This window comes from Acinetobacter seifertii, assembly GCF_000368065.1.
In the GTDB taxonomy this organism is placed as follows: Bacteria; Pseudomonadota; Gammaproteobacteria; order Pseudomonadales; family Moraxellaceae; genus Acinetobacter; species Acinetobacter seifertii.
The window spans coordinates 817428-838496 of sequence record NZ_KB851200.1; the positions used below are offsets into that span (position 1 = coordinate 817428).

Consider the following 21069-nt stretch of genomic DNA (forward strand, 5'->3'; position numbering starts at 1 on the left):
TTGATTTAATGCGAATGGCTAATTTTTAGCATTAGGTAAATTTATTCACCATGTGCTTAAAGGACAAAAATCTGATTTAGATGGTCTACAAAGATAAAAGCGGCTTTGAGTTAGAAATTATTTAAGAACTTTCTAAAAATTTAAGCTTATTGCCTGTATGAATCATATTTCCATAAATTAATCTAATTTAGCGATTAAGTATTATAGACGTGTTGTATTTATGACGACATATGTAAACAAGTCTTAATCTATAGCACACGAACACTTTAAAATTATTGAAAATAAAGTTTTAAGGTGTAGAGGTTTGAATTTTTTTAATTATTATCGAGATCTTCAGGCTGAGTTAAGCAATTATCCTTGGCTAGAAATGATAGTTTCACTCACAATTTTAATTCTATTTGCTGCATTGGCAAACTTCATTGCTAAGCGAATTATTGTTCGGGGTATTCGTCATTTAGTGACTAAAATCAAGTCACTTAATCAATCTGTCTTTGCTCAACATAGTGTCATAAAGCGGTTTGCCAATATTGTTCCTGCTATTGTGATTATGAATGGTATTACCACCGTTCCACACTTATCTGAAAAAGCAATTGCTTTGGTACAGATGGGTGCGCAAGCATTTATTTTCCTGACTATTGCGCTCACGATCAGTGAATTATTAAATATATTTAATTTAATCTATCAACGTAATCCAAAATCTAGAAACAAGCCGATTAAGGGCTATTTGCAACTCGTTAAACTCATCTTGTTTGTAGTCTGTGGTTTAATGATTTTAGGTACATTCCTTAAAAAGGATGTATTTACCTTGCTTGCTGGTTTTGGTGCGATGGCAGCCGTATTAATGTTGGTTTTCCAAAATACGATTTTGTCATTGGTCGCGAGTGTACAAATTGCTTCTTATGACATGGTACGTATAGGGGACTGGATTGAAATGCCGTCGCTAAATGCCGATGGTGATGTGATTGATATTTCACTACATACTGTAACCGTACAAAACTTTGATAAAACCTATACCACTATTCCAACCAATAAACTTGTTACAGACACTTTTAAAAACTGGCGCGGTATGAGTAACGCTGGATGCCGTCGTATGAAGCGTTCGCTTTTCATTGACCAGAGTAGTGTGCACTTCATGACTGAAGAAGAGCAGCAAAAGCTAAAAGATTTTCTATTGTTAGATCAATACCTCAATGCTAAACAATCTGAGATTGATGAGTTCAATAAGCATTTAGGTAGTCAGTCTCGCTATAACAAAAGACGTTTAACCAATATCGGAACATTTAGAGCGTATGTTGAATTCTATTTACGTCAGCACAAAGGAATTGCACAAAATCAAACCTTAATTGTTCGTCAATTACAACCGACGAGTGAAGGTCTACCACTAGAGATTTATGCCTTTACTAATACCACTGCATGGGTTTCTTATGAAGCAATTCAGTCCGACATTTTTGACCATCTCATCGCGATTTTGCCTGAGTTTGGTTTAAGAGTGTATCAGGCACCATCAGGCCATGATTTTCAAAAACTTACAGTAGAGTAAGTGGGACAAGAATGCTATCTTCTTTGAATTTTCAAGTAGATAGCATTTTTTTAATATTTTTATACATTAATTTATAAAAATTTTTGGAAAATTATTATTAAATAGCGGTATAAATTGACTATATGAGTTATGCGCGTTTCATAACTTAGAAAAGAATGATTTTTGAGCAAACTCGATCCAAAATTTTTAAGGAGTGAGGCTTAAGTAACGAATTTGACACTTTGAACAAAGAAAATACTAAATGTTTAAGAATAACAAACAATAAAGTTGCTTTAATAAAATTTGTTAGGTGAGTTGGAGTGTTTGAATGGCTACAGCAATAGAGAACAGAGCTAGACAACTTAAAAACGCAAAACGTGGAGGATATGCGCCAACCATTGCCAAAGACGTAAACAAACACAAAGTACAAAAATTAAGGAGAGCTCTAGACGAAGCCCGGCGATATGTGAGTGAACTCAATGATGAAACGATTATCTTCGATGATCAAGACGCAAGGCAAAAGGCTGAAGGAGCCAAAGCAATTATTGAAATGTTTGAAGCAGCACTAAGTAGTGCATAAGCTGCATCAATCTAAAATATAAACCATAGAAGACCTTGCTGAATATAGGGTTAACTTTTATTCTTCGACTAAATCATCTCGTTATTCAGCAAGGCAGTAAATAAAAATAATTCAAATATTCCTATATTCTATTTTTAGCTAACATATCAGAAAAAACTTGGGTCAAATAATATTATTGATGAGCTTAATTTTTTTAGAAAATTATTACCAAATATAAAATTTTTCCGCATATAAATTGTGATGAGTTTTGCATTTTAATTATTTGCTGTGGTGAGTTATGGGCACAAGTTTCATAACACTCTTATTGATTACACTTGCCATTTCAACACTTACATACTGAAATGATATATCCATCATACTTCCTTAAAAATCAGTCTAACAAACAAAGTTAGAATAAGAGGGAAGGAACCATGCCAAAATTTATAACAATTGCCGAAAAGATCTATAAAAGATTTGAAGAAGATAAATTATTTTCTGACAACCTGATTGAACAACTGAATAATTTAGTCAGCATTATTCGAAAAGAGATAAAGGGTACTCCCTGTAAACTGAAATATAATTTTATAGATTTTGAAGAGTGCTTAAGTAAACCTTTAAATGAATGCAGCATTAAAATCGACATGAGCTTAATGCCTAAATATAAAAATAAGGGTGAATATATTATGTGGTTAGCAAGCTTTATTGAAAAAATTACGATAGGTGGGCAGCCAAAACTTCCACCACTTTCAAGTATTATGGCCACAGACTTTAATGTAAAAAAAGAAGCCCAGAGGGTACTGGAAAATAAAAAAGCAGTATCCGAAGAAAATGTCAGAATGATCGAAAATTATTTTAATTCTTAAGAGTATAAGAAAAATAATAAAAAAATAAATCTAGTCTAAAGTCCTATAAAAGTGTGTATCCACCGCACTTTTATAATCGCTGGAAAATTTCAGCAACCGCCTTCTGGGGCGGTTTTCTTTATATAACTTATTTACTTTATTTGATCATGATTGTCTTATAATATGCACTTTTTAATTATGATAAGTGAATATTATATATTATGAAATTAAGAGTTTTTATCTTGGGCTTACTTATTTGTACTAATAGTATGGCTGCTTCAAACACAAGTTTTGAAGACGAGTATTATAATCTTATAGAGAAAATTCATGTAGTTCAGGCAGAAAGAGACGCTTTTATCAAAAAGAATGCGAATAAAAATCTAACTGGTGCACAAAGAAAAAAGCTAGATTCAATAGAATGTACTTATATGCAATCTGAACTACAATATAATGAATTTCTTATTGCTAGATTTAAGGAGTATAAAACCTTCATGAAGAAATCTGGTCGAGAACTAGCAAATGATAAAGAATTAATTAAAATGGATATTGATTCTTTAAAAGAAGAAATAAACAGTCCTCATGGAAAGTGTAAATAACAATAAGCACCGATAACGGTGCTTTTTTTGAAAATTTCTATCAATCCTAATTAGAGAAAACAGTTCACTTTTCAACATGATATACATACTTAAACAATTACATCATAAAAAAATCCATAACTTATGTGCATAGCATGTTAAGTTTTCCTACACATCTATAAAAATTATGGAAAGGCTTAAATATGAAATGTTCATATCAAGATTTGGATGGCAATAGAGTTCATGTTACTTGTGAAAGTTATATACACATACCTTTAGGTGTGGGTAAAAGTAAAATAGCAGTAGATAATAGCTCAGAGGACTTAATCCATATCAACGAAGATTTTAGTTTTTTTAAAAAAACAGAGGCAGATTCAATTCCACTCTATCGATTCGCTATTGATAGTAAAAATAATGTTTTTAATAGTGATGAACTACCTGCTTTGGCACAAATTGGAACTGATTGGGAAATTTTAGATCAATAATTTTTTGATTTGATATATCAGTTGTTTAGCTGTTTTTTCAATATTTTGTAAAATTTATCAAATAGTAAATATTTAACTAAACTTAATAGAGGTATTATAGGCAACTCAGTTAAATATAGTCTAAATATTAATAGGCAGTTTTAGGCTAAATATCGAATATACAGAGAGAAAGAACATGAAGCGCCTTATTACTTTATTTCTATTGCCTTATGCAACGGGGACATTCGCTCAAGAGCCCTTCGAGGTCAGTAAAAGTTGTTTTGTCGTAAAGGGTAAAAATACTACAGAGACTTGCTTACTCTCTTCTACAAATAACTCAACATCTAACTTTGAAAGATTAATTTTTCCTAACACTAAAGTATTTATTAAAGAATCAAATATTTGTTCAAACGAGGACCCATGTGTTTCTGTCGGAAGTAACTTATCTAATTTAAAAGATGCACACATTTATTATCGTAATTTAAAGACAAAAAAAATTGTTGATAAACCTGAAAAAGATGCATGGACATGCTTTAAACAACCTCACGATAAGCTAGATTTTTGTGTTTCTTACGATTAGAACAGAACGAATTGCATTACTCGGATTAGTGAAAAGTTATAAGTAGTGGCTTTATACAATTTCTAAAATAGTGTCTTACTTTGGCTACAGTAGATTGTTTCAGTTTACATTTCTATGTAGATAAAACAAAAAAGTCTATAAACCTATGCTGATCGTAATATTGATAGCCAGTATTTATTAGCTAATCAATGGAAATTGTATGAGGTAAAATATGACTAAAATAATAGCTATTCTAAGCTTAGTAGCAATCGTATCAATCTCTGTTATAGGTTGCCAAGGCGAGAATGATACGAAGCAGCAAGATAAAACTACAACGCCACATTCACTAGATAAAGATTCATAAAAACAAAAGCCCACCCTGAGATGGGCTTTTTTAATGATCATTTCATTTAGAAAAAAGTGGATTAGTCACAAAGATTAGGCCGACAGAGAAAAATGAGTCATCTTTTGTTTTATTTAAACGGTTACCATAACTTGCATTGAACTGGACATTATCTTTGTACAACATATATTTAATGCCGGTTTGATAAAATGAATCGTCTCGATCATTTCCATAAATTTCGGCAGTAAATGTTAATGGTTTCGTAATGAATGTTTCTGTACCCACACCCCAAGTAGTTTGTTCGCGGTGAGTGGTATGTTCTTTAAGCCAACCCACATTTGTATGTACCAAAAAATGGTCATCTAACATAGAAATACTTAAGGGAACATTCACAGTCCAATCTTTTTCAGAAGTATGGTTGTTACTCATTTGAGTCGAAAATGAAAAACCAATCCCCCAGTTATTCGTCTCAAGTGGTTTTAAGAGTGTTTTCCCTTGCACAGTTGTATAAGTCGCATTGCCAGTGTCGTCAGAAAAATGACGGCCCATGCCTATACCAAATTCAAAATTACCACCAATATTACAAGAAGGGATGACCCAATATTCCTTATCGTTAGGGTTATTCTGCATCCATGAGTCAAGCTGACAGGTGTGGGCAGGAACTAAAGAAGCATCATCGACAACCATTGGTCGACCAGCATAACTTGAAATAAAGGCTAAGCAAGTACTCACAAAGACAATAGATTTTTTTAAGTTCAGAAATAGCATTGATGACTCCAATACAGCAAAGAGCACATGTAAGTATTTGCTAGTTTGTAAACAAAACTGATGAATAAGAATAAAATAAGGTGGGGACTCTCTTAGATCCACAAGAGAGCCAGAGGGCTGTAGTGGATACTTAGATATGAGTCGATGATTTAATTCTATCAATCGAGCAAGTACTCACAATGAAGCCCCCAGAAATTCGTTGGGCGGATTCTAAATTGGTTTTATTGGGCTGGCAAGTTAAAGTTTAGTGACATCTATTTTTTAAGGCTATAAGAAAATGATTTACAAACTCAAACGCTACACATCAAATTTATACATAAATTAAAACTTAATAAAAAGTATATTTCATATAATTATTCAAAATAATGTTGAGGATTAAAAATGAAAAAAATCATTAAAACTATATTATTATCTGGTTTAATTTTATCTGTACCATTATCAGTTCTTGCTAAGAATGTTGAAACAAAAGTAAGTTTTTTAAAAGGTTTACATCAAACGACATTAACTGGAAAGTTTCAAGGTTATGATGATGTTAGATATAGAGTGTTTGCAAAAAGTGGGCAAGTTTTAAAATTCAATATTAATAGTTATAATAATTTAGCTTATGTTAATATTTTTGCTCCAGGTAAAAAGCCAGGCAAAGATCAAGCCTTGTTAGTGGGTTCGACATTAGGTTTTTCCGGAGAAATAGTATTGCCCGTCGATGGTGATTATATTATCCAAGTTTATCAAATGCGAAATAGTGCACGTAAAAATAGAACAGTGTCCTTTAATTTAGATTTGCAAATATTAGATAATAAAAATATAAAATGACAGAGATAATCTATACATAAGCTCTAAACTATCGAGCCTATGTATAGATTAAAAATAGAATCAGCTTAAATAAAGTTTTTCTACAATTCCGCATTTATCAACAAAATTTGAATCATGAGAAACAAGTAATACAGCACCTTCATAGCTTGAAATTGCTTTCGCGAAAAGTTCTCTTGATTCGATGTCTAAATGATTTTCTGGTTCATCGAGTAATAAAAGTTCAGGCATAGTCTCTGCATGACTCAAACCTAATAAAGCTACTTTTAACTTTTCACCGCCGCTCAGTTGAGTTAAAGGATGGGTACCTTTATCACCACGGAGCCTGAGTTGACCTAGTAAATTTCTCCACTCCAATTCGGAAATATTCGAATTAATATTCCTTAGGTTTTCAACTGCTGATAGATGATCTAACAAAAAGCTAAAGTTCTGATCAAGATAAAAACAATTTACAAATAGGCTAATTTCGTCGGTAGGCAATAAACTACTTTTAACAATCTGTTTCAACAAAGTTGATTTACCAATACCATTGCGACCAACTAAGTGAAGTTTTTGAGAAGCTTTGAGTGCGAAATTAATTGACTGCTGTGTGCCATACTTGAGTTTTAGGTTATGAACCCTGAGAATTTCTCCTGACCTTTTTTGAAAAGAGGGGAAGACAAATTGCTGGGGCTTAACGGTTTCCAGAAGTACTTTTTTATTCTTTAAGTCTTGCTGGCTTTGATCAATTTGACGCTGATGTTGAGAATGTATTGCTCCTAAGCTTTGTCCAGCCTGTTCTTTTTTAAAGTCGAGTAAAATTTTGGCTTGTGAATTTGAATCACGAAGCTTATTACCAGCACGTTCACGTTTTTGTGCTTTCATTAAGACATCATGTTGCTTCTGCTTCATGTGTTTAACTTCACGTTGATGTTGATGCACCGACTGCTCTAAAGACTCAATTTGATCTTGATATTGCTCATAAAAGAAATCATAGTTTCCAGTAGTGTGATGTAAACCATGTTCATTTAAATAGTAAATATGGTCTACTTCATTGAGTAAAGTCAGATCGTGGCTAATAATAAGAGCACCTGCCGGATGATTTTTTAAGTGAGCAATCAACCATTGTCTAGCATCTTGATCGAGATGGTTACTTGGTTCATCAAGCAATAGATAGTGGTCGGTTTTTAAAAATAATGCTGCTAACGCTAACTTGGTTTTTTGTCCTTCACTTAATTGATGAACTGGAAATTTTAAGTCGGTTGGTAGTTGTGCCGATCGCAATAAAGTTTCCCAAACTGAAGGAAGATCCCATTTGCCCTCTAATAAATCATAATCATCATATTCAGCTTCGCCTCGTTCTACTCTTTGCAAGGCATTGTAGAGATGATCGATCTCTAAAGCTTCTGCAATGGTGGATGAAGAAAGACGCATTAATTGAGATAAATATGCATGCTTCGTTTGCCAAGTAATTTGACCGCTGATGTGCATTTCCTCAGTGGGACAAACTTCTTGGAGCAATTGCATAAGTAAGGACTTACCTTGACCATTACGACCAATTAAAGCGGATACTTGGCGATACTCTAGTGAGAAATTCAATTGTTTAAACATCACTTTCGAAGGAAATTCTAGAGTGAGTTGTGATATTACACATGCCTGCTGAGTCATTAAAACCTCATAAATACAGGATGTACAAAATAGGAAAGTTAAACTTTAAATAAAGACGTTAAGCCACTAAGAAATAGTCTATTTTGCACATCAAAAAAGGAAAATTGATGAGAAAAAGGACTTACTTCATTGGCGTGACTCACAAAGAATAGGAAACGAGCTTGGTATTCTATAATGATTTTTAGTCTGTGTAAAATTTATGCAGTTTAAAAAGAAAAGCCCAATCCATAGATATAGATTAGGCTTTTCCTTAACATCAAGAAATTATTCTTTTACGACCAAAACTTGAATTTTGGTGCTGTTAAGAACATCTTGCGCAAAACTACCTAAAATAAGTTTTTGGAAACCTTTACGGCCATGTGAACCAATAACAATTAAGTCTGATTTTAAGTCTTCTACAGCTTTTAAAATACCGTCAGATGAAATTTCACCCTGAATAATTTCTGTATCAATATCAACACCTTCTTCAGCACATAAAGCTTTTACTTTAGCCAGTGTTTTTTCAGCATTTGCACGAGCTTCAACAAAATAATCTTTTACAACAGGGGAGATGTAATAAAAATCGACACCGCTAAATGGGTCTACTGCAACAAGACTAATCGCTGTAAGTTTACTACCAAAAGCCTTAGCAATATGGGCAGCTTGACGTGCTGCTGCCAAAGAAATTTCTGAACCATCTACAGGTACAATAATATGTTGATAATTCATAATGTTATTCCTCTTATTTACAAGTTGTTATATGTATGAAGCTTTTCTTACTTTAAGAGTAACACATTTGTTTAAAGGTACAAATCAATTCAATTAAGTCGCAATCAAATTAAATTTAATTATTTCATTGTTTTATAAGGTTTTTAAATATAACTATTAAGGTGGTAAAGATTAAACTGAAAACTTATTTTTTAGCTGAACTTTACAATAAATTACTTTTTCATATTTTTGTCACACTGAGCTCGTATAACCAAATAGTATATCGAGGGGGAGCGACCATATGGCAGATTTAACAGCAAAGAAAGTAAGTAAGCTTATTGAAGAATTTAAACAAACAGGTAAAGAGCCAGAAAAATTAGTAATCGGCTACAAAACTTATGCAAGGCTTATGGCTGATGATAAATTTGCAGAAAAAGTAGTACCTTCGCTCGAGAATGCCAAGGATCGATTATATAAAAATCTAAAAATAAAACTCGTTACTGAAAAGCATTATTTTGAAGTTAAATAAGAAATATGATCTTTATCATGTTTTTGGGGGTATTTAACATTCTGAAAAATTTAATAGCATATTAACTTCAAGCCTCTTTAAATTATTATTAGTTTAGGGCTTTTTTGTGCTGCTTTATTATTTAAAAAAGAACGTAAAATCGATGTTTTTCTATTGGAAATAGTTAGGTGTTATATATGCCTAATCGAATGAAAATAATTAAGCTACTTTATTTAGAGTTTTGTGTTTATAAAATACTTAAAAATGATCTATGTTATTTTAATGTTATGGACGCATGGTCTCGAAAAAATTTAGGGCAATTCTTAATAAAATTAAAAATTAAAAAATTACTTCAAGTATTTAAAAATAAAAACGTTTCCTTTACGATGAAACTAAAATGAAGTTATGTGTTTGGTGTAAAGTAAAAACATAAGAAAAGTGAGGTGTATGCATGAGTTATAAATACGAATATGCAGGGTTCTGGCTAAGATTTGGGGCAATGATTATAGATAGCCTTATCATGTTTTTAGCAATTATACCTGCAGCATGGATTTTTTATCATGGCGATTATGATTTGATATTTTCTACTGGTTTGAGCAGTAAACCTCAAAATTATGGTTTTGATTTGATCGTGAATTATGCTTTTCCGTTTTTATACACCGTTTTATGTTGGATCTATCTTGCGGGTACCCCTGGAAAACGTTTAATGCGTTTAAAGGTTCTCGATGAAAAAACAGGCAATAAGTTAACTTTGATGCAATCTATCATTCGTTATATTGGATATATTCCATCCATTTTAGTGTTTTGTATCGGTCTTTTTTGGGTGGCGTTTGATCCGAAAAAACAAGGATGGCATGACAAGATGGCGAAAACAGTAGTTGTAAGAGAGCTATAGGGCTTGATTAAAATTTTTGTTAATAAAAAATTACAAAAATAAACTTGTGTACTAGAGAGTAAAACATATACTTGCCGCGAGTTTATTTAATGGAGATCCTAAATGGGTAGTTGTTCGAGGTTCGAGTTTAATTATCAATTAAACCAAAGCCAATTCTGAGCAAGATCACCTTTAGGAAGGGCTATCTTGCAACGAGATAGCTTTGTAAAAAATTAGATTAAACCTATACAAATTACTTTATTTGTAATCAAGTACTTCAAGCGCTTATCTGTTTAGTTTCTCGCTAGAAATGGGGAGAAGCCAATGTTTTTATATGCTTCCACACACAGCTATGCCTACCAAACTTCAATGTTGGTAAATAATTCGTCTCATACGATTCAAAGTATCCGAGCTATGTTCAAACCTGTGACTTTTCGTCAGCGTTGGTTTGGCTTTGGGCTAATTTTCTCTTCTTCATCGTAAGTCTACGATCTCCAATTCCTTTCTAAATTTTAAATTTTTATAGACTTTATTTCTCAATAAGGTCGAGAGCTTTGTACGCCTAAAAAATGGAGGATTTCGTGATGAAATTCTGGCAACGACTCTTCACAGCATTTTTACAAAGATTTCATTTGATGCGTTTTTTTGGTCGTAATCGATCTTTTAAAGAGCTACATCAATCAAGCTATGCTCAAGAAATTAGCAAAAACTTATCTATGCGTCTGCTCGATGCATCAAGAGCCCAAACAGGTGACTTATTAAAACAATTCGATACTCACTTCACAGGGCTTACAGAAGAGCAAGCACATACCCAGCAAATGGCAGTGGGGCTTAATGAGATTACTCATGAGAAACCATTAACTTGGTGGCAACATCTTTGGTATTGTTACCGCAATCCGTTCAATATTTTGCTTAGCCTTTTGGCACTAATTGCTTTTTTTACCGATGATTTAACGGGTTCAACTATCATTAGTGTGATGGTTATTCTCTCGACGTTACTTCGTTATTGGCAAGAAGCAAAATCAAATCAAGCTGCGGATGCCTTAAAGGCAATGGTGAGCAATACTGCTACAGTACTTCGTCATCAAGTCAGTGCAGAAGATTTAGCGCTTATGCATGAGCGCTATGGTATTGATGTTAAGAATCAAACCAACCATCAATTTGAAATGCCAATTCAATATTTGGTGCCAGGTGATGTGATTTTACTATCGGCGGGAGATATGATTCCTGCTGATTGCAGAATTTTAAATGCCAAAGATTTGTTTGTTTCTCAAGCTGCAATGACTGGTGAATCGATGCCTGTCGAGAAATTTCCTTTACAGAAAAATCTCGAAGAAACGAGTGCTTTAGAGCTAGATAACATTGTATTTATGGGAACCAATATTGTTTCTGGTTCGGCTCAAGCAGTTGTTTTAAGTACTGGTATTCAAACATATTTTGGTGCACTTGCTCACCGAGTTACGGCTACTGATCGAAGCAACACAGCATTTCAAATGGGTGTTAACAAAGTCAGTTGGTTACTCATTCGCTTTATGTTGGTGATGGCACCTGTTGTACTGTTCATTAATGGCTTTACCAAAGGTGATTGGACTGAGGCATTTTTATTCGCGCTATCAGTTGCTGTTGGTCTTACTCCAGAAATGCTACCGATGATTGTGACTTCAACTTTAGCCAAGGGTGCGGTTTTCTTATCTAAAAAGAAAGTGATTGTTAAACGTCTAGATGCGATCCAAAACTTTGGTGCGATGGATGTTTTATGTACCGATAAAACTGGAACGCTCACTCAAGACAAAATCTTTTTATCTCAACATATTGATGTAAATGGTGAAAAATCAGACTTTGTGCTCATGCAGGCTTTTTTAAACAGTTACTATCAAACTGGTTTGAAAAATTTGCTTGATGTGGCTGTATTAGAAGCTGTAGATGACCAGATCAAAACGCAAAAGTTACGTTATAAGAAGTTAGATGAAGTTCCTTTTGATTTTGATCGCCGCCGTATGTCAGTCGTGGTACAAACGCCTCAAGAAAAAGTGCGTATGATTACTAAAGGCGCAGTTGAGGAAATGTTGAAAGTTTGCCGTTATGTTGAAGTAAATGGCAAAGTAGAACCTTTAATAAAACAACGTGAAGTGGCAATTGAAGCATTAATTCAACGTTATAACCGTGATGGCTTACGTGTTGTTGCTGTAGCGTATCGTGAGTTTGATAATAATCAGGAAAATTATTCGGTTATTGATGAAAGTGATCTCATTTTAATTGGTTATGTTGCGTTTCTTGATCCACCTAAAGAGTCTGCTCGAGAAGCAGTGCAAAGTTTGCATGCTCATGGTGTAACCGTAAAAGTACTTACAGGTGATAATGAGTTTGTAACTCAAAAAGTGTGCCGAGAAATTGGTCTGAATTATGATCAAGTTCTGTTAGGTGGTGTAGTTGAAACCTTAACCGATGAGCAGCTCAAAAGAGCAGTGGAGCAATACCATATTTTTGCGAAGCTTAGTCCAGTACATAAAGAGCGTATTGTTGATCAGTTAAAAGCAAATGGTCATGTGGTTGGCTTCTTGGGAGACGGTATTAATGATGCTGCTGCAATACGTGCTGCCGATATTGGTATTTCTGTAGATACTGCTGTAGACATTGCTAAAGAATCAGCAGATTTAATTTTGCTCGAAAAAAGCTTAATGGTACTTGAAAAGGGTGTAATTGAGGGTCGTCGAACTTTTGCCAATATGTTGAAATACATCAAAATGACGGCGAGTTCAAATTTCGGTAACGTTTTTTCGGTATTAATTGCGAGTGCTTTTATTCCATTTTTACCAATGCTGCCTATTCATTTACTCATCCAAAACTTACTTTATGATGTATCACAAATCGTGATTCCTTTTGATAATGTTGATGAAGAATTAATAGCAAAACCACAGCGTTGGCAGCCTGAAGAAGTTGGTCGTTTTATGGTGGTATTTGGACCAATTAGCTCAATCTTTGACATTATCACTTTTTGTTTGATGTGGTTTGTGTTTTCGGCAAATACGCCCGAACATCAGACTTTATTCCAGTCTGGTTGGTTCGTTGTAGGTTTACTCACCCAAACATTGATTGTTCATATGATTCGTACGGCTAAGATTCCATTCATTCAGAGTCGTGCTGCAACCCCATTGTTAGTCATGACAGTGGTGATTATGTGTATTGGTATTTTCTTACCAATGGGGCCTTTAGCAAGTTATTTAAAACTACAAGCTCTACCATTAAGTTATTTCTTATATTTGCCATTCATTTTGATTGCTTATATGTGTATTACTCAATGGGTAAAAAAAATCTACATCCGCCGTTACGGTTGGCAATAAAACTATAGGTGCAAGATGAAGTTGCAATTTCTACAACATGCAGATTTATCCAATATCGTTGATACTTTAATTAGTCTCTCAGTTGCTTTTGTTTTAGGAGCATTAATTGGATTTGAACGTCAATATAGGCAACGGACTGCTGGTCTTCGAACCAATGTACTCGTCGCTGTAGGCGCTGCAATTTTTGTGGATGTTGCAACAAATCTTACTGGAGCAGATGGCGCTGTTCGGGTCATTGCTTATGTGGTTTCAGGGATTGGTTTCTTGGGCGCAGGTGTGATTATGCGTCAAGAAGGTAATATCCATGGCTTAAATACCGCAGCGACTTTGTGGTGTTCTGCTGCGGTTGGAGCGGCGGCAGGTTCCGATTTAATTATTGAAGCTATACTGGCAACAGCTTTTATTTTATCTGCCAATACGCTATTGAGACCGATTGTTCATATCATTGACCGCCGTCCATTAGACGATGACACAGAAGTCTTGCATGTCATTTACATCATATGTGACCGCAGTCAGAGTAAAGTGGTTATGGATGAATTAAACCTAACGTTGAAGCATCACAATTATCCTGCTAAAGACATTGATGTGACACCTTTTGGAGAGAAAGAAGTTGAGATAGAGGTGACGCTTATTGCGACTTCAATTGAGACAGAAGAAGCACAGCATATTATTAACCACTTAAATGCAATGCCACAAATACGCCAAGCTTTTTGGGATAAAAACGCAATTAATTAATTTACTGCGACTTTGCACTTAACTGTTTATGAAATGCTCTAAATGGTTAAGCGCAAAGTTTTTATTTTAGGCCTTATTTTCTAGCCTTAAATTTAAGAACTACAAATACAATAATACCGACAATCAGACCCCAAAATGCCGAACCTATACCGAAAAATTGGATACCCGAAGCACTACATAAAAAGGTAAATAATGCGGCCTCACGGTCTTCAACAGGTCCAAATGCAAGTGCAATGTTATGGCTGATGGTACCAAGTAATGCAATACCTGCTAAAGCTACAATAAAAATATGAGGAAAAGACATGAGCAAGCTTGTCAGTGTTGCTGCAAATAGTCCCATCAATGCATAGAAAAAACCAGAGCTTATGCCAGCGATATAACGTTTACTTGGGTCAGGATGAACTTGATCGTCAAGGCATACAGCCGCACTAATCGCGGCAATATTAACGCTATAACAACCAAAAGGTGCAAGCAAAACTTGGGTTAAACCGGTCCAGCCAATGAGTTGGTTAACATGTGGTTGATAGCCATAACTCTTAATCATGGCAATACCGGGTAAATACTGCGAAGCCATACTAATCACAAAAAGAGGTAACGCTAAGCCCAAAAGAGCCGACCAGCTAAAGACAGGACTAATCCAAACAGGTTTAGCCAAAGACCAGTGAAGTGTAGGCATATGAAAGTCTAAAAACACAGGACAGAGCAAAACACCAGCAAGTGCTGTGAACACGATGCTATAACGCGGCCATAATCTTTTTGTAATGATATAAATGACGAGCAAAGATAAAACGAATGCCCAATCATTTTGTAAACTTGCGAAAAGTGAAATACCAAATTTGAGTAAAACGCCTGCAAGCATGGCACTGGTCAAGCTTTGAGGAATATATGAAAGTGCTTTTTGAAAAATTCCTGAAAAACCTAAAATCGCAGTCAGTACACCAACAACTAAAAAAGCACCAATTGCTTCATTTATGCTATATCCACCGCCAGTTGCAATAATTAAGGCGAGACCAGCAGTAGACCAAGCTGTTGCTACAGGGTATTTAAATTTCCACGAAAGAATAAATCCTGATAAACCAAGACCCAAACCTAAAGCCCAAAACCATGAGGTGATTTGTTCAGGTGAAGCACCTAAAGCTTGGGCAGCCTGAATCACTAAAATAGCCGAAACACTAATACCAATAAGAAAGGTAATGAAACCCGCGAATACAGCTGGAATAGAAAAATCTTGAAGAATCTTTTGCATGGCTAAATGTTCTAAATCCCTGAAAAATTAATATGTTTCTGCCTACATTTTCAGCTAGGTAAATCTAACAATTTTTTTTAAGAAGGTGCTTTCTATTTTTATCTTAAAAATGAAATAATATTTTTTAAATAGCTATAAATGCTATTATTCATTTCATAAAAATTAATGAATACTGGATATTGTTCTTATGGATGAACAAGCTGAAAATTTAACACCGCTTGATCTGAAAATTATGCGTTGTTTACAAGAAAATGGACGCTTAAGTAACGCCGAACTGGCAAAACTTGTAGGTATAAGCACCTCATCTTGTTGGAATCATACCCAGCGTCTTTTTAAAATAGGGGCAATCTTGGATGTTCGTGCGCGAATTAATCCGGCTACAGTACAGCGTGAAACAATTGTATTAGTGGGCGTAGTACTAGACCGTTCAACACCCGATAGCTTTCAAGCGTTTGAACAGGCATCGGGTGGTTTGGAGAATGTTTTAGAATGTTATCTAGTTGCTGGAGAAGTCGATTATTTTCTAAAAATTCGTGTTAAAGATTTGGCTGCTTTTAACCGATTTCATAGTGAGAAAATTATTGCTTTACCAGGAGTAAGGCAGGTTAGAACATTCTTTGTACTCAATGAAGTCAAAACAGATGGCATGCTGGCATTTTAAAAGTTCAGTATGTTCATTTTTATAGGCTAGGCAGATTACATCGTTGAAGTTGCCAACTTTAAACCAAATCCAAAAAATAAAATGCCAACCAAGAAAATACTACTTGCTGCAATTTTATGGTTTTGTTTAAAAAATGCCGAGAGCTTAATTCCAGAGAAAATAAGCGCTGTTAAATAGCTAAAGCTAATAATTTGTAAAATAACCGCTAAAATTAAAAAACTTAAAGCTGGATAAGCGTAATCTGGATTAATAAACTGAACAAAGAAAGATAAGAAAAATAAAATCGCTTTAGGGTTAAGTAAACTAATACTTAAGGCAGTTTTATACGGGTGAATTTTATCTAAAGTAGGTAAATCAGCCATTTCTGGTTGTGGTTGATTACGTAGTTTCCAGCGTTGAATACTGCCTTGTAAAAGCTTAAACCCTAAATAGGACAAATAAAGTGCACCAACGAGTTTAAGAATAATAAAAACCCAAGGAAATGCTTTTAATAAAGAAGCAGCACCCAGTACGGTACAGAGCATCAAAATAAGATCACCAGTAAAAATACCAAGTGCACCCATATATCCGGTTTTAATCCCATAGCGTGAAGCAATTGACATCACATAAAGGGAATTGGGTCCGGGTAATAACACAATTAGGAATGTACCAATAATATATGTTGTTATATCTGTTATGCCGAACACAAGAAACCTAATAAAAAACCGATTTTTGTCATGATAACAAAAATCGGCAATTTTGTATGAAAAGTGCAGTTTTTTTAAGGTTTAATTTCTGCATCAATTCCAAAAGATTGACGTAATAAAAAACTTAATTGGTCACGAGCTTTAATAAAGCCATCAACACCACCTTGTAAAAGTTGGAATGCCATTAAGTCATGATTAAGTTCGTCTTTAAAGCTTTGTTCGTTTTGAGCAGGTCTAACAATAGCCTCTGCTTGTTTTGATCTAGTCGCATCAAGAGCTGCATCAACTGTACGTGTATCTTGCTCAAGCTGGGTAAGTAGCCCCGGTGAAATCGTTAGCAAATCACATCCTGCAAGGCCAAGCACTTGATCAATGCTACGGAAGCTCGCACCCATCACTTGAGTTGGAATATTTTGCTGCTTGTAGTAAGTGTAGATTTTCTTAACTGAAACTACGCCTGGGTCTTTTTCGATTGGGTAGGCATCTACACCTTCAGCCTTTTTGTACCAGTCTAAAATACGGCCGACAAATGGTGAGATTAAAGTCACTTTTGCATCTGCACATGCTTGTGCTTGGTGTAAACCGAAAAGCAGAGTAAGGTTACAAGCAATCCCTTCAGCTTCAAGTACCTTAGCAGCTTGAATACCTTCCCAAGTCGACGCGATTTTAATCAAAATACGTGACTGATCAATACCATAACCTTTGTAAAGTTCACATAATTCATGCGCTTTTTTAATGGTTGCTTCGGTGTCATATGAAAGGGCAGCATCAACTTCTGTCGAAACACGGCCTTCAATGAGTTTTAAAATTTCTACGCCAAATTTTACGGTTAAAATATCAATGGTTCTTTCAATCAACTCATCACTTTTATAGCCTTCTTCTTTGGCTTGATAATAAGCATCTTCAATGAGCTCTTTACTTTCTGGTTGTTCTGCCGCTGCCGTAATCAATGAAGGATTTGTCGTAGCGTCTAATGGACGAAATTTACGAATTGCATCAAGGTCACTACTATCGGCAACAACGGTCGTTAATGTTTTTAATTGGTCAAGTGCTGTATGAGTCATTGATATTCAACATCTTCAGTAATAAATCTTATGTTTTCTTTATAGCACAAACTCTATCCATACTGTCGATATATCAATTGTTATGTTTCAAAGAAAAACGTTTATGTTGTGCATCTAAATTGAAATTATTTTAAGGGACCTGCTGCATTCGCTTATTACGAATATGGTCAATGAGGAATCGTGCAGCAGCACCAAGTTCATTTTCACGGCTCCAAACTAAGTCGACGTAATATTCAAAACGCGCTGTAAAATCAAATACATCTAATGCTTTTAGCTTGTTGTTTAACTCAGGGTTTTCTTTAAACATTTCTTGTGGCAGTACCCCCCAACCCAAATTACGTAAAATCATTAGGCATGCGGAGTGGTGGTTGTCTGTACGCCAGTAGTGTTTTGAAAATAATAATTCGGGTTTTAACGTCTCATCTCGACTTGCCACCACAATTTGTCTCGTACCCAAAATCTGCTCATAAGAAACATGCTCTTGGCTTGCGAGCGGATGGGTTTTTGAAATAACAGGAATTAAAGCTTCACGTTTGAGTTCTACAAACTGCTCTCTATTGTCTAAATGTTCACGTTCAAACATAAGGGCCAGTTGGGCAGAGCCATCTAGTAACATGTGAAGTGCATCCTCTTGAGGGGCAGACACAATATTAATTTGTAGGTCAGGGAAGCGGCTTTCTAATAGGCAAACATAGTCGGTCCAATTGGTATGTAGCAGCTCAGACACCACAACAATAGTGAGGTTTGGTTCTAGACCAGTACTTAATGCATGGGCGTGTTGTTTCCATTGATTCATTTCAATTAATAGTTGCGCCGTTTTTTCATATAGCACTCGTGCTTCAGCTGTTGGGGTAGGTTCACGGCCTTTACGTTCAAATAAAGTTAAGTCCAGATCGATTTCTAAATTAGCAATAGACATGCTTACAGCAGAAGGAACTTTTCCAAGTTTGCGTGCTGCTGCTGAAAATGAACCTGTTTCCATAACGGCTTGGAACATGAGCAATTGTTCTTGATTAATATTCATCTGTCAAAAAAACTGAAAGAACCTAATTGGATTAATCAAAATTATAAAAATAAAATGCACATTATCCAAGTAATTATTGAGTATTTAAAAATGTTGATTTCCAAGAGAAGACTCATTCATGCAATCAGTTATGAAGGAATTTTATTGGTCATCATTGCGATTGCATTAAGTTTTATTTTTGACATGCCGATGGAAGTGACCGGAACACTTGGTGTGTTTATGGCAGTGGTTTCAGTTTTCTGGAATATGATTTTTAACCACTATTTCGAAAAAGTAGAGCATAAATATAATTGGGAAAGAACGATCCCTGTGCGGATTTTACATGCAATTGGTTTTGAGGGTGGTTTGCTGATTGCGACTGTTCCAATGATTGCATATATGATGCAGATGACAGTGATTGATGCATTTATTTTAGATATTGGCTTAACCTTATGTATTTTGGTTTATACCTTTATTTTCCAGTGGTGCTATGACCATATTGAAGATAAGTTTTTCCCAAATGCTAAAGCTGCATCACTTCATTAAAATTAACTAGTTAAAGTAAAAAAGCACCCATCAGGGTGCTTTTTTAGGTGAGTCGTAAAATTATTTCTCTACGATTGCTACAACGCCTTCACCACCTGCTGTACAGATCGAGATTAATGCACGACCTGAACCTTTTTGATTAATCAATTTCGCAGCAGTAGCCAAGATACGACCACCAGTTGCAGCAAATGGGTGACCTGCACCTAAAGATGAACCATTTACGTTAAGTTTAGAGCGGTCAATTGAACCTAAAGGTGCATCTAAACCAAGACGTTCTTTACAGAATTTTTCATCTTCCCAAGCTTTCAATGTAGATAACACTTGAGATGCAAATGCTTCATGGATTTCGTAGAAATCGAAATCTTGAAGTTTAAGGTTAGCGCGCTTAAGCATACGAGGTACTGCATAAGCAGGAGCCATTAACAAACCTTCTTTAGGGCCGTTCTTACCAATGAAGTCAACAGCTGCTGTTTCAGAGAAAGAAAGGTAAGCTAAAACTTCATGACCGTTTTCTTTTGCCCATTCTTCAGATGCAAGCAATACAACAGAAGCACCGTCAGTTAACGGAGTTGAGTTACCTGCAGTCATTGTTGCAGTTTCGCCTTTACCGAAAACTGGTTTTAACTTAGCAAGTTTTTCAACTGTACTGTCTGCACGTAAGTTGTTATCACGGTTAAGACCCAAGAAAGGAGTCATTAAGTCATCAAAGAAACCACGCTCATAAGCAGCAGCAAGTTTTTGATGGCTGCTTGCAGCTAGCTCGTCTTGTGCTTCACGAGTGATACCCCATTCTAATGCAGTAATTGCTTGGTGCTCACCCATTGAAAGACCAGTACGTGGTTCACCGTTGCTTGGTGCATCAAGAAGCTTTTTAAAATCAATTTTTGTTAAAGCTTTAAGGCGGTCTTTACCCGTTTTAGCAACATTGAGCTCAAGTAAAACTTTACGTAAGCCATCACCTACAGCAATCGGCGCGTCAGAAGTTGTATCTACACCACCTGCAATACCTACATCGATTTGACCAAGTGCAATTTTGTTGGCAACTACAAAAGCTGCTTGTAAACCTGTACCACATGCAATTTGAATGTCATAAGCAGGAGTTTCAGGAGCAAGATCTGTGCTCAGTACAACTTCACGAGTCATGTTGAAATCACGGCTGTGTTTTAAAACAGCGCCCGCAACAACTTCACCAATACGCTTACCTTGTAAATTAAAGCGTTCAACCAAACCATTCAATGCTGCTGTCAGCATGTCAGAATTAGACGCTTTGAAATAAGCAGTATTTGAACGTGCAAATGGAATACGGTTGCCACCAATAATTGCAACGCGGCGAACAGTGTTTTGACTCATGGTTTTATCCTGTTGAACAGAAGGTTTGGTTTTTGTTGCTTTTGGTGCTGCAGCTACATTTGAAGATGTAGACGGGGTTGCTGAAGCAGCACTCTTACTACGAGGGCTACGTGCAGGTGCAGTCGTTGAACGAGTACGTGTCGTTTTTTGTGTATTAGTTGCTGCTTTAGGAGTAGTGCTGTTACGCTTAGCCGTGTTAGAAGCCGACTTTGATGTATTTGACACTTTTTCCTGAGCAGAATTCTCGACTGCTGGATTTTCTTGAGTTGTTTTGCTCATAAG

Annotated in this window: 23 protein-coding genes; 15 read left to right on the forward strand and 8 right to left on the reverse strand. The window is 35.4% G+C overall.

Features of this window, described 5'->3' with window-relative positions:
- Positions 1 to 304: 304 nt before the first annotated feature.
- From F985_RS11285 to F985_RS11315, 7 genes are all read left to right on the forward strand, one after another.
- Positions 305 to 1540 (forward strand): mechanosensitive ion channel family protein, encoded by a 1236-nt coding sequence (locus tag F985_RS11285; RefSeq protein WP_004701012.1) that lies wholly within the window; start codon positions 305 to 307, stop codon positions 1538 to 1540.
- Positions 1541 to 1847: 307 nt separating this feature from the next.
- The gene (locus F985_RS11290; protein ID WP_004701014.1) at positions 1848 to 2099 is read left to right on the forward strand and encodes a hypothetical protein; all 252 of its coding nucleotides are present in this window, start codon (positions 1848 to 1850) and stop codon (positions 2097 to 2099) included.
- 410 nt (positions 2100 to 2509) lie between these two features.
- Positions 2510 to 2941 carry a hypothetical protein gene (locus F985_RS11295; RefSeq protein WP_004701016.1) on the forward strand — a complete coding sequence of 144 codons (432 nt, stop codon included), beginning with the start codon at positions 2510 to 2512 and terminating at the stop codon, positions 2939 to 2941.
- Between the two features lie 221 nt (positions 2942 to 3162).
- Positions 3163 to 3516 (forward strand): hypothetical protein, encoded by a 354-nt coding sequence (locus F985_RS11300; RefSeq protein WP_004701019.1) that lies wholly within the window; start codon positions 3163 to 3165, stop codon positions 3514 to 3516.
- A gap of 182 nt (positions 3517 to 3698) precedes the next feature.
- On the forward strand, positions 3699 to 3980 hold the full coding sequence (locus F985_RS11305; RefSeq protein WP_004701021.1) for a hypothetical protein: 282 nt from the start codon (positions 3699 to 3701) through the stop codon (positions 3978 to 3980).
- A gap of 175 nt (positions 3981 to 4155) precedes the next feature.
- On the forward strand, positions 4156 to 4539 hold the full coding sequence (locus F985_RS11310) for a hypothetical protein (protein WP_004701023.1): 384 nt from the start codon (positions 4156 to 4158) through the stop codon (positions 4537 to 4539).
- 211 nt (positions 4540 to 4750) lie between these two features.
- Entirely contained in the window at positions 4751 to 4882 is a 132-nt protein-coding gene (locus F985_RS11315; RefSeq protein WP_004701025.1) for a hypothetical protein, read from the forward strand.
- A gap of 42 nt (positions 4883 to 4924) precedes the next feature.
- Here F985_RS11315 and F985_RS11320 read toward each other — a convergent pair whose 3' ends face one another.
- Positions 4925 to 5629: a hypothetical protein gene (locus F985_RS11320; RefSeq protein WP_004701027.1), complete on the reverse strand. Its 705-nt coding sequence runs from the start codon at positions 5627 to 5629 to the stop codon at positions 4925 to 4927.
- A 381-nt stretch (positions 5630 to 6010) separates the two neighbouring features.
- On the opposite strand from F985_RS11320, the gene F985_RS11325 reads away from it, so the two are divergent.
- Positions 6011 to 6442 carry a hypothetical protein gene (locus tag F985_RS11325; protein WP_004701029.1) on the forward strand — a complete coding sequence of 144 codons (432 nt, stop codon included), beginning with the start codon at positions 6011 to 6013 and terminating at the stop codon, positions 6440 to 6442.
- A gap of 60 nt (positions 6443 to 6502) precedes the next feature.
- On the opposite strand, the gene F985_RS11330 is transcribed toward F985_RS11325, so the two are convergent.
- Both F985_RS11330 and F985_RS11335 read right to left on the reverse strand, forming a co-directional pair.
- Positions 6503 to 8086: an ATP-binding cassette domain-containing protein gene (locus F985_RS11330; RefSeq protein WP_004701031.1), complete on the reverse strand. Its 1584-nt coding sequence runs from the start codon at positions 8084 to 8086 to the stop codon at positions 6503 to 6505.
- 264 nt (positions 8087 to 8350) lie between these two features.
- On the reverse strand, positions 8351 to 8794 hold the full coding sequence (locus F985_RS11335) for a universal stress protein (protein WP_004701033.1): 444 nt from the start codon (positions 8792 to 8794) through the stop codon (positions 8351 to 8353).
- A gap of 280 nt (positions 8795 to 9074) precedes the next feature.
- On the opposite strand from F985_RS11335, the gene F985_RS11340 reads away from it, so the two are divergent.
- The 5 genes from F985_RS11340 (at position 9075) to F985_RS11360 (ending at position 14231) form a co-directional block, all read left to right on the forward strand.
- On the forward strand, positions 9075 to 9302 hold the full coding sequence (locus F985_RS11340) for a hypothetical protein (RefSeq protein WP_004701036.1): 228 nt from the start codon (positions 9075 to 9077) through the stop codon (positions 9300 to 9302).
- A gap of 430 nt (positions 9303 to 9732) precedes the next feature.
- Complete coding sequence (locus F985_RS11350; protein WP_004701040.1) at positions 9733 to 10176, forward strand: RDD family protein; 444 nt, start codon at positions 9733 to 9735, stop codon at positions 10174 to 10176.
- A 303-nt stretch (positions 10177 to 10479) separates the two neighbouring features.
- A complete protein-coding gene (locus F985_RS25905) occupies positions 10480 to 10638 on the forward strand; it encodes a hypothetical protein (RefSeq protein WP_004701042.1) in 159 nt (52 codons plus the stop codon).
- A 101-nt stretch (positions 10639 to 10739) separates the two neighbouring features.
- Positions 10740 to 13496, forward strand: coding sequence for a magnesium-translocating P-type ATPase (gene mgtA / locus F985_RS11355; protein ID WP_004701045.1), 2757 nt, complete (start codon positions 10740 to 10742; stop codon positions 13494 to 13496).
- Positions 13497 to 13511: 15 nt separating this feature from the next.
- A complete protein-coding gene (locus F985_RS11360) occupies positions 13512 to 14231 on the forward strand; it encodes an MgtC/SapB family protein (protein WP_004701047.1) in 720 nt (239 codons plus the stop codon).
- 73 nt (positions 14232 to 14304) lie between these two features.
- Here F985_RS11360 and F985_RS11365 read toward each other — a convergent pair whose 3' ends face one another.
- Positions 14305 to 15477 carry a benzoate/H(+) symporter BenE family transporter gene (locus F985_RS11365; RefSeq protein WP_004701049.1) on the reverse strand — a complete coding sequence of 391 codons (1173 nt, stop codon included), beginning with the start codon at positions 15475 to 15477 and terminating at the stop codon, positions 14305 to 14307.
- A 187-nt stretch (positions 15478 to 15664) separates the two neighbouring features.
- On the opposite strand from F985_RS11365, the gene F985_RS11370 reads away from it, so the two are divergent.
- Complete coding sequence (locus F985_RS11370; RefSeq protein WP_004701051.1) at positions 15665 to 16138, forward strand: Lrp/AsnC family transcriptional regulator; 474 nt, start codon at positions 15665 to 15667, stop codon at positions 16136 to 16138.
- A 35-nt stretch (positions 16139 to 16173) separates the two neighbouring features.
- Here the strand turns inward: F985_RS11370 and leuE are convergent, their stop codons facing one another.
- The 3 genes from leuE to aceR all read right to left on the reverse strand — a co-directional run bounded on the left by leuE (position 16174) and on the right by aceR (position 18912).
- Positions 16174 to 16824, reverse strand: a complete 651-nt coding sequence (gene leuE / locus F985_RS11375; RefSeq protein WP_004701054.1) for a leucine efflux protein LeuE — start codon at positions 16822 to 16824, stop codon at positions 16174 to 16176.
- Between the two features lie 74 nt (positions 16825 to 16898).
- Positions 16899 to 17888, reverse strand: a complete 990-nt coding sequence (gene tal / locus F985_RS11380; protein WP_004701056.1) for a transaldolase — start codon at positions 17886 to 17888, stop codon at positions 16899 to 16901.
- Between the two features lie 130 nt (positions 17889 to 18018).
- A complete protein-coding gene (gene aceR / locus F985_RS11385) occupies positions 18019 to 18912 on the reverse strand; it encodes an HTH-type transcriptional regulator AceR (protein ID WP_004701057.1) in 894 nt (297 codons plus the stop codon).
- 90 nt (positions 18913 to 19002) lie between these two features.
- Between aceR and aceI the strand changes: the two genes are divergently transcribed.
- Positions 19003 to 19437, forward strand: coding sequence for a chlorhexidine efflux PACE transporter AceI (aceI, locus tag F985_RS11390; RefSeq protein WP_004701059.1), 435 nt, complete (start codon positions 19003 to 19005; stop codon positions 19435 to 19437).
- A 60-nt stretch (positions 19438 to 19497) separates the two neighbouring features.
- On the opposite strand, the gene F985_RS11395 is transcribed toward aceI, so the two are convergent.
- The gene (locus F985_RS11395; protein WP_004701062.1) at positions 19498 to 21066 is read right to left on the reverse strand and encodes an acetyl-CoA C-acetyltransferase; all 1569 of its coding nucleotides are present in this window, start codon (positions 21064 to 21066) and stop codon (positions 19498 to 19500) included.
- Positions 21067 to 21069 lie beyond the last annotated feature (3 nt).

What these genes read in the sequence shown, in the direction of transcription:
- F985_RS11290 (WP_004701014.1), top strand. Translation starts at nt 1,848, where the DNA reads ATGGCTACAGCAATAGAGAACAGAGCTAGACAACTTAAAAACGCAAAA.
- F985_RS11295 (WP_004701016.1), top strand. Translation starts at nt 2,510, where the DNA reads ATGCCAAAATTTATAACAATTGCCGAAAAGATCTATAAAAGATTTGAA.
- F985_RS11305 (WP_004701021.1), top strand. Translation starts at nt 3,699, where the DNA reads ATGAAATGTTCATATCAAGATTTGGATGGCAATAGAGTTCATGTTACT.
- F985_RS11310 (WP_004701023.1), top strand. Translation starts at nt 4,156, where the DNA reads ATGAAGCGCCTTATTACTTTATTTCTATTGCCTTATGCAACGGGGACA.
- F985_RS11315 (WP_004701025.1), top strand. Translation starts at nt 4,751, where the DNA reads ATGACTAAAATAATAGCTATTCTAAGCTTAGTAGCAATCGTATCAATC.
- F985_RS11320 (WP_004701027.1), bottom strand. Translation starts at nt 5,629, where the DNA reads ATGCTATTTCTGAACTTAAAAAAATCTATTGTCTTTGTGAGTACTTGC.
- F985_RS11325 (WP_004701029.1), top strand. Translation starts at nt 6,011, where the DNA reads ATGAAAAAAATCATTAAAACTATATTATTATCTGGTTTAATTTTATCT.
- F985_RS11330 (WP_004701031.1), bottom strand. Translation starts at nt 8,086, where the DNA reads ATGACTCAGCAGGCATGTGTAATATCACAACTCACTCTAGAATTTCCT.
- F985_RS11335 (WP_004701033.1), bottom strand. Translation starts at nt 8,794, where the DNA reads ATGAATTATCAACATATTATTGTACCTGTAGATGGTTCAGAAATTTCT.
- F985_RS11340 (WP_004701036.1), top strand. Translation starts at nt 9,075, where the DNA reads ATGGCAGATTTAACAGCAAAGAAAGTAAGTAAGCTTATTGAAGAATTT.
- F985_RS11350 (WP_004701040.1), top strand. Translation starts at nt 9,733, where the DNA reads ATGAGTTATAAATACGAATATGCAGGGTTCTGGCTAAGATTTGGGGCA.
- F985_RS25905 (WP_004701042.1), top strand. Translation starts at nt 10,480, where the DNA reads ATGTTTTTATATGCTTCCACACACAGCTATGCCTACCAAACTTCAATG.
- mgtA (WP_004701045.1), top strand. Translation starts at nt 10,740, where the DNA reads ATGAAATTCTGGCAACGACTCTTCACAGCATTTTTACAAAGATTTCAT.
- F985_RS11360 (WP_004701047.1), top strand. Translation starts at nt 13,512, where the DNA reads ATGAAGTTGCAATTTCTACAACATGCAGATTTATCCAATATCGTTGAT.
- F985_RS11365 (WP_004701049.1), bottom strand. Translation starts at nt 15,477, where the DNA reads ATGCAAAAGATTCTTCAAGATTTTTCTATTCCAGCTGTATTCGCGGGT.
- F985_RS11370 (WP_004701051.1), top strand. Translation starts at nt 15,665, where the DNA reads ATGGATGAACAAGCTGAAAATTTAACACCGCTTGATCTGAAAATTATG.
- tal (WP_004701056.1), bottom strand. Translation starts at nt 17,888, where the DNA reads ATGACTCATACAGCACTTGACCAATTAAAAACATTAACGACCGTTGTT.
- aceR (WP_004701057.1), bottom strand. Translation starts at nt 18,912, where the DNA reads ATGAATATTAATCAAGAACAATTGCTCATGTTCCAAGCCGTTATGGAA.
- aceI (WP_004701059.1), top strand. Translation starts at nt 19,003, where the DNA reads ATGTTGATTTCCAAGAGAAGACTCATTCATGCAATCAGTTATGAAGGA.
- F985_RS11395 (WP_004701062.1), bottom strand. Translation starts at nt 21,066, where the DNA reads ATGAGCAAAACAACTCAAGAAAATCCAGCAGTCGAGAATTCTGCTCAG.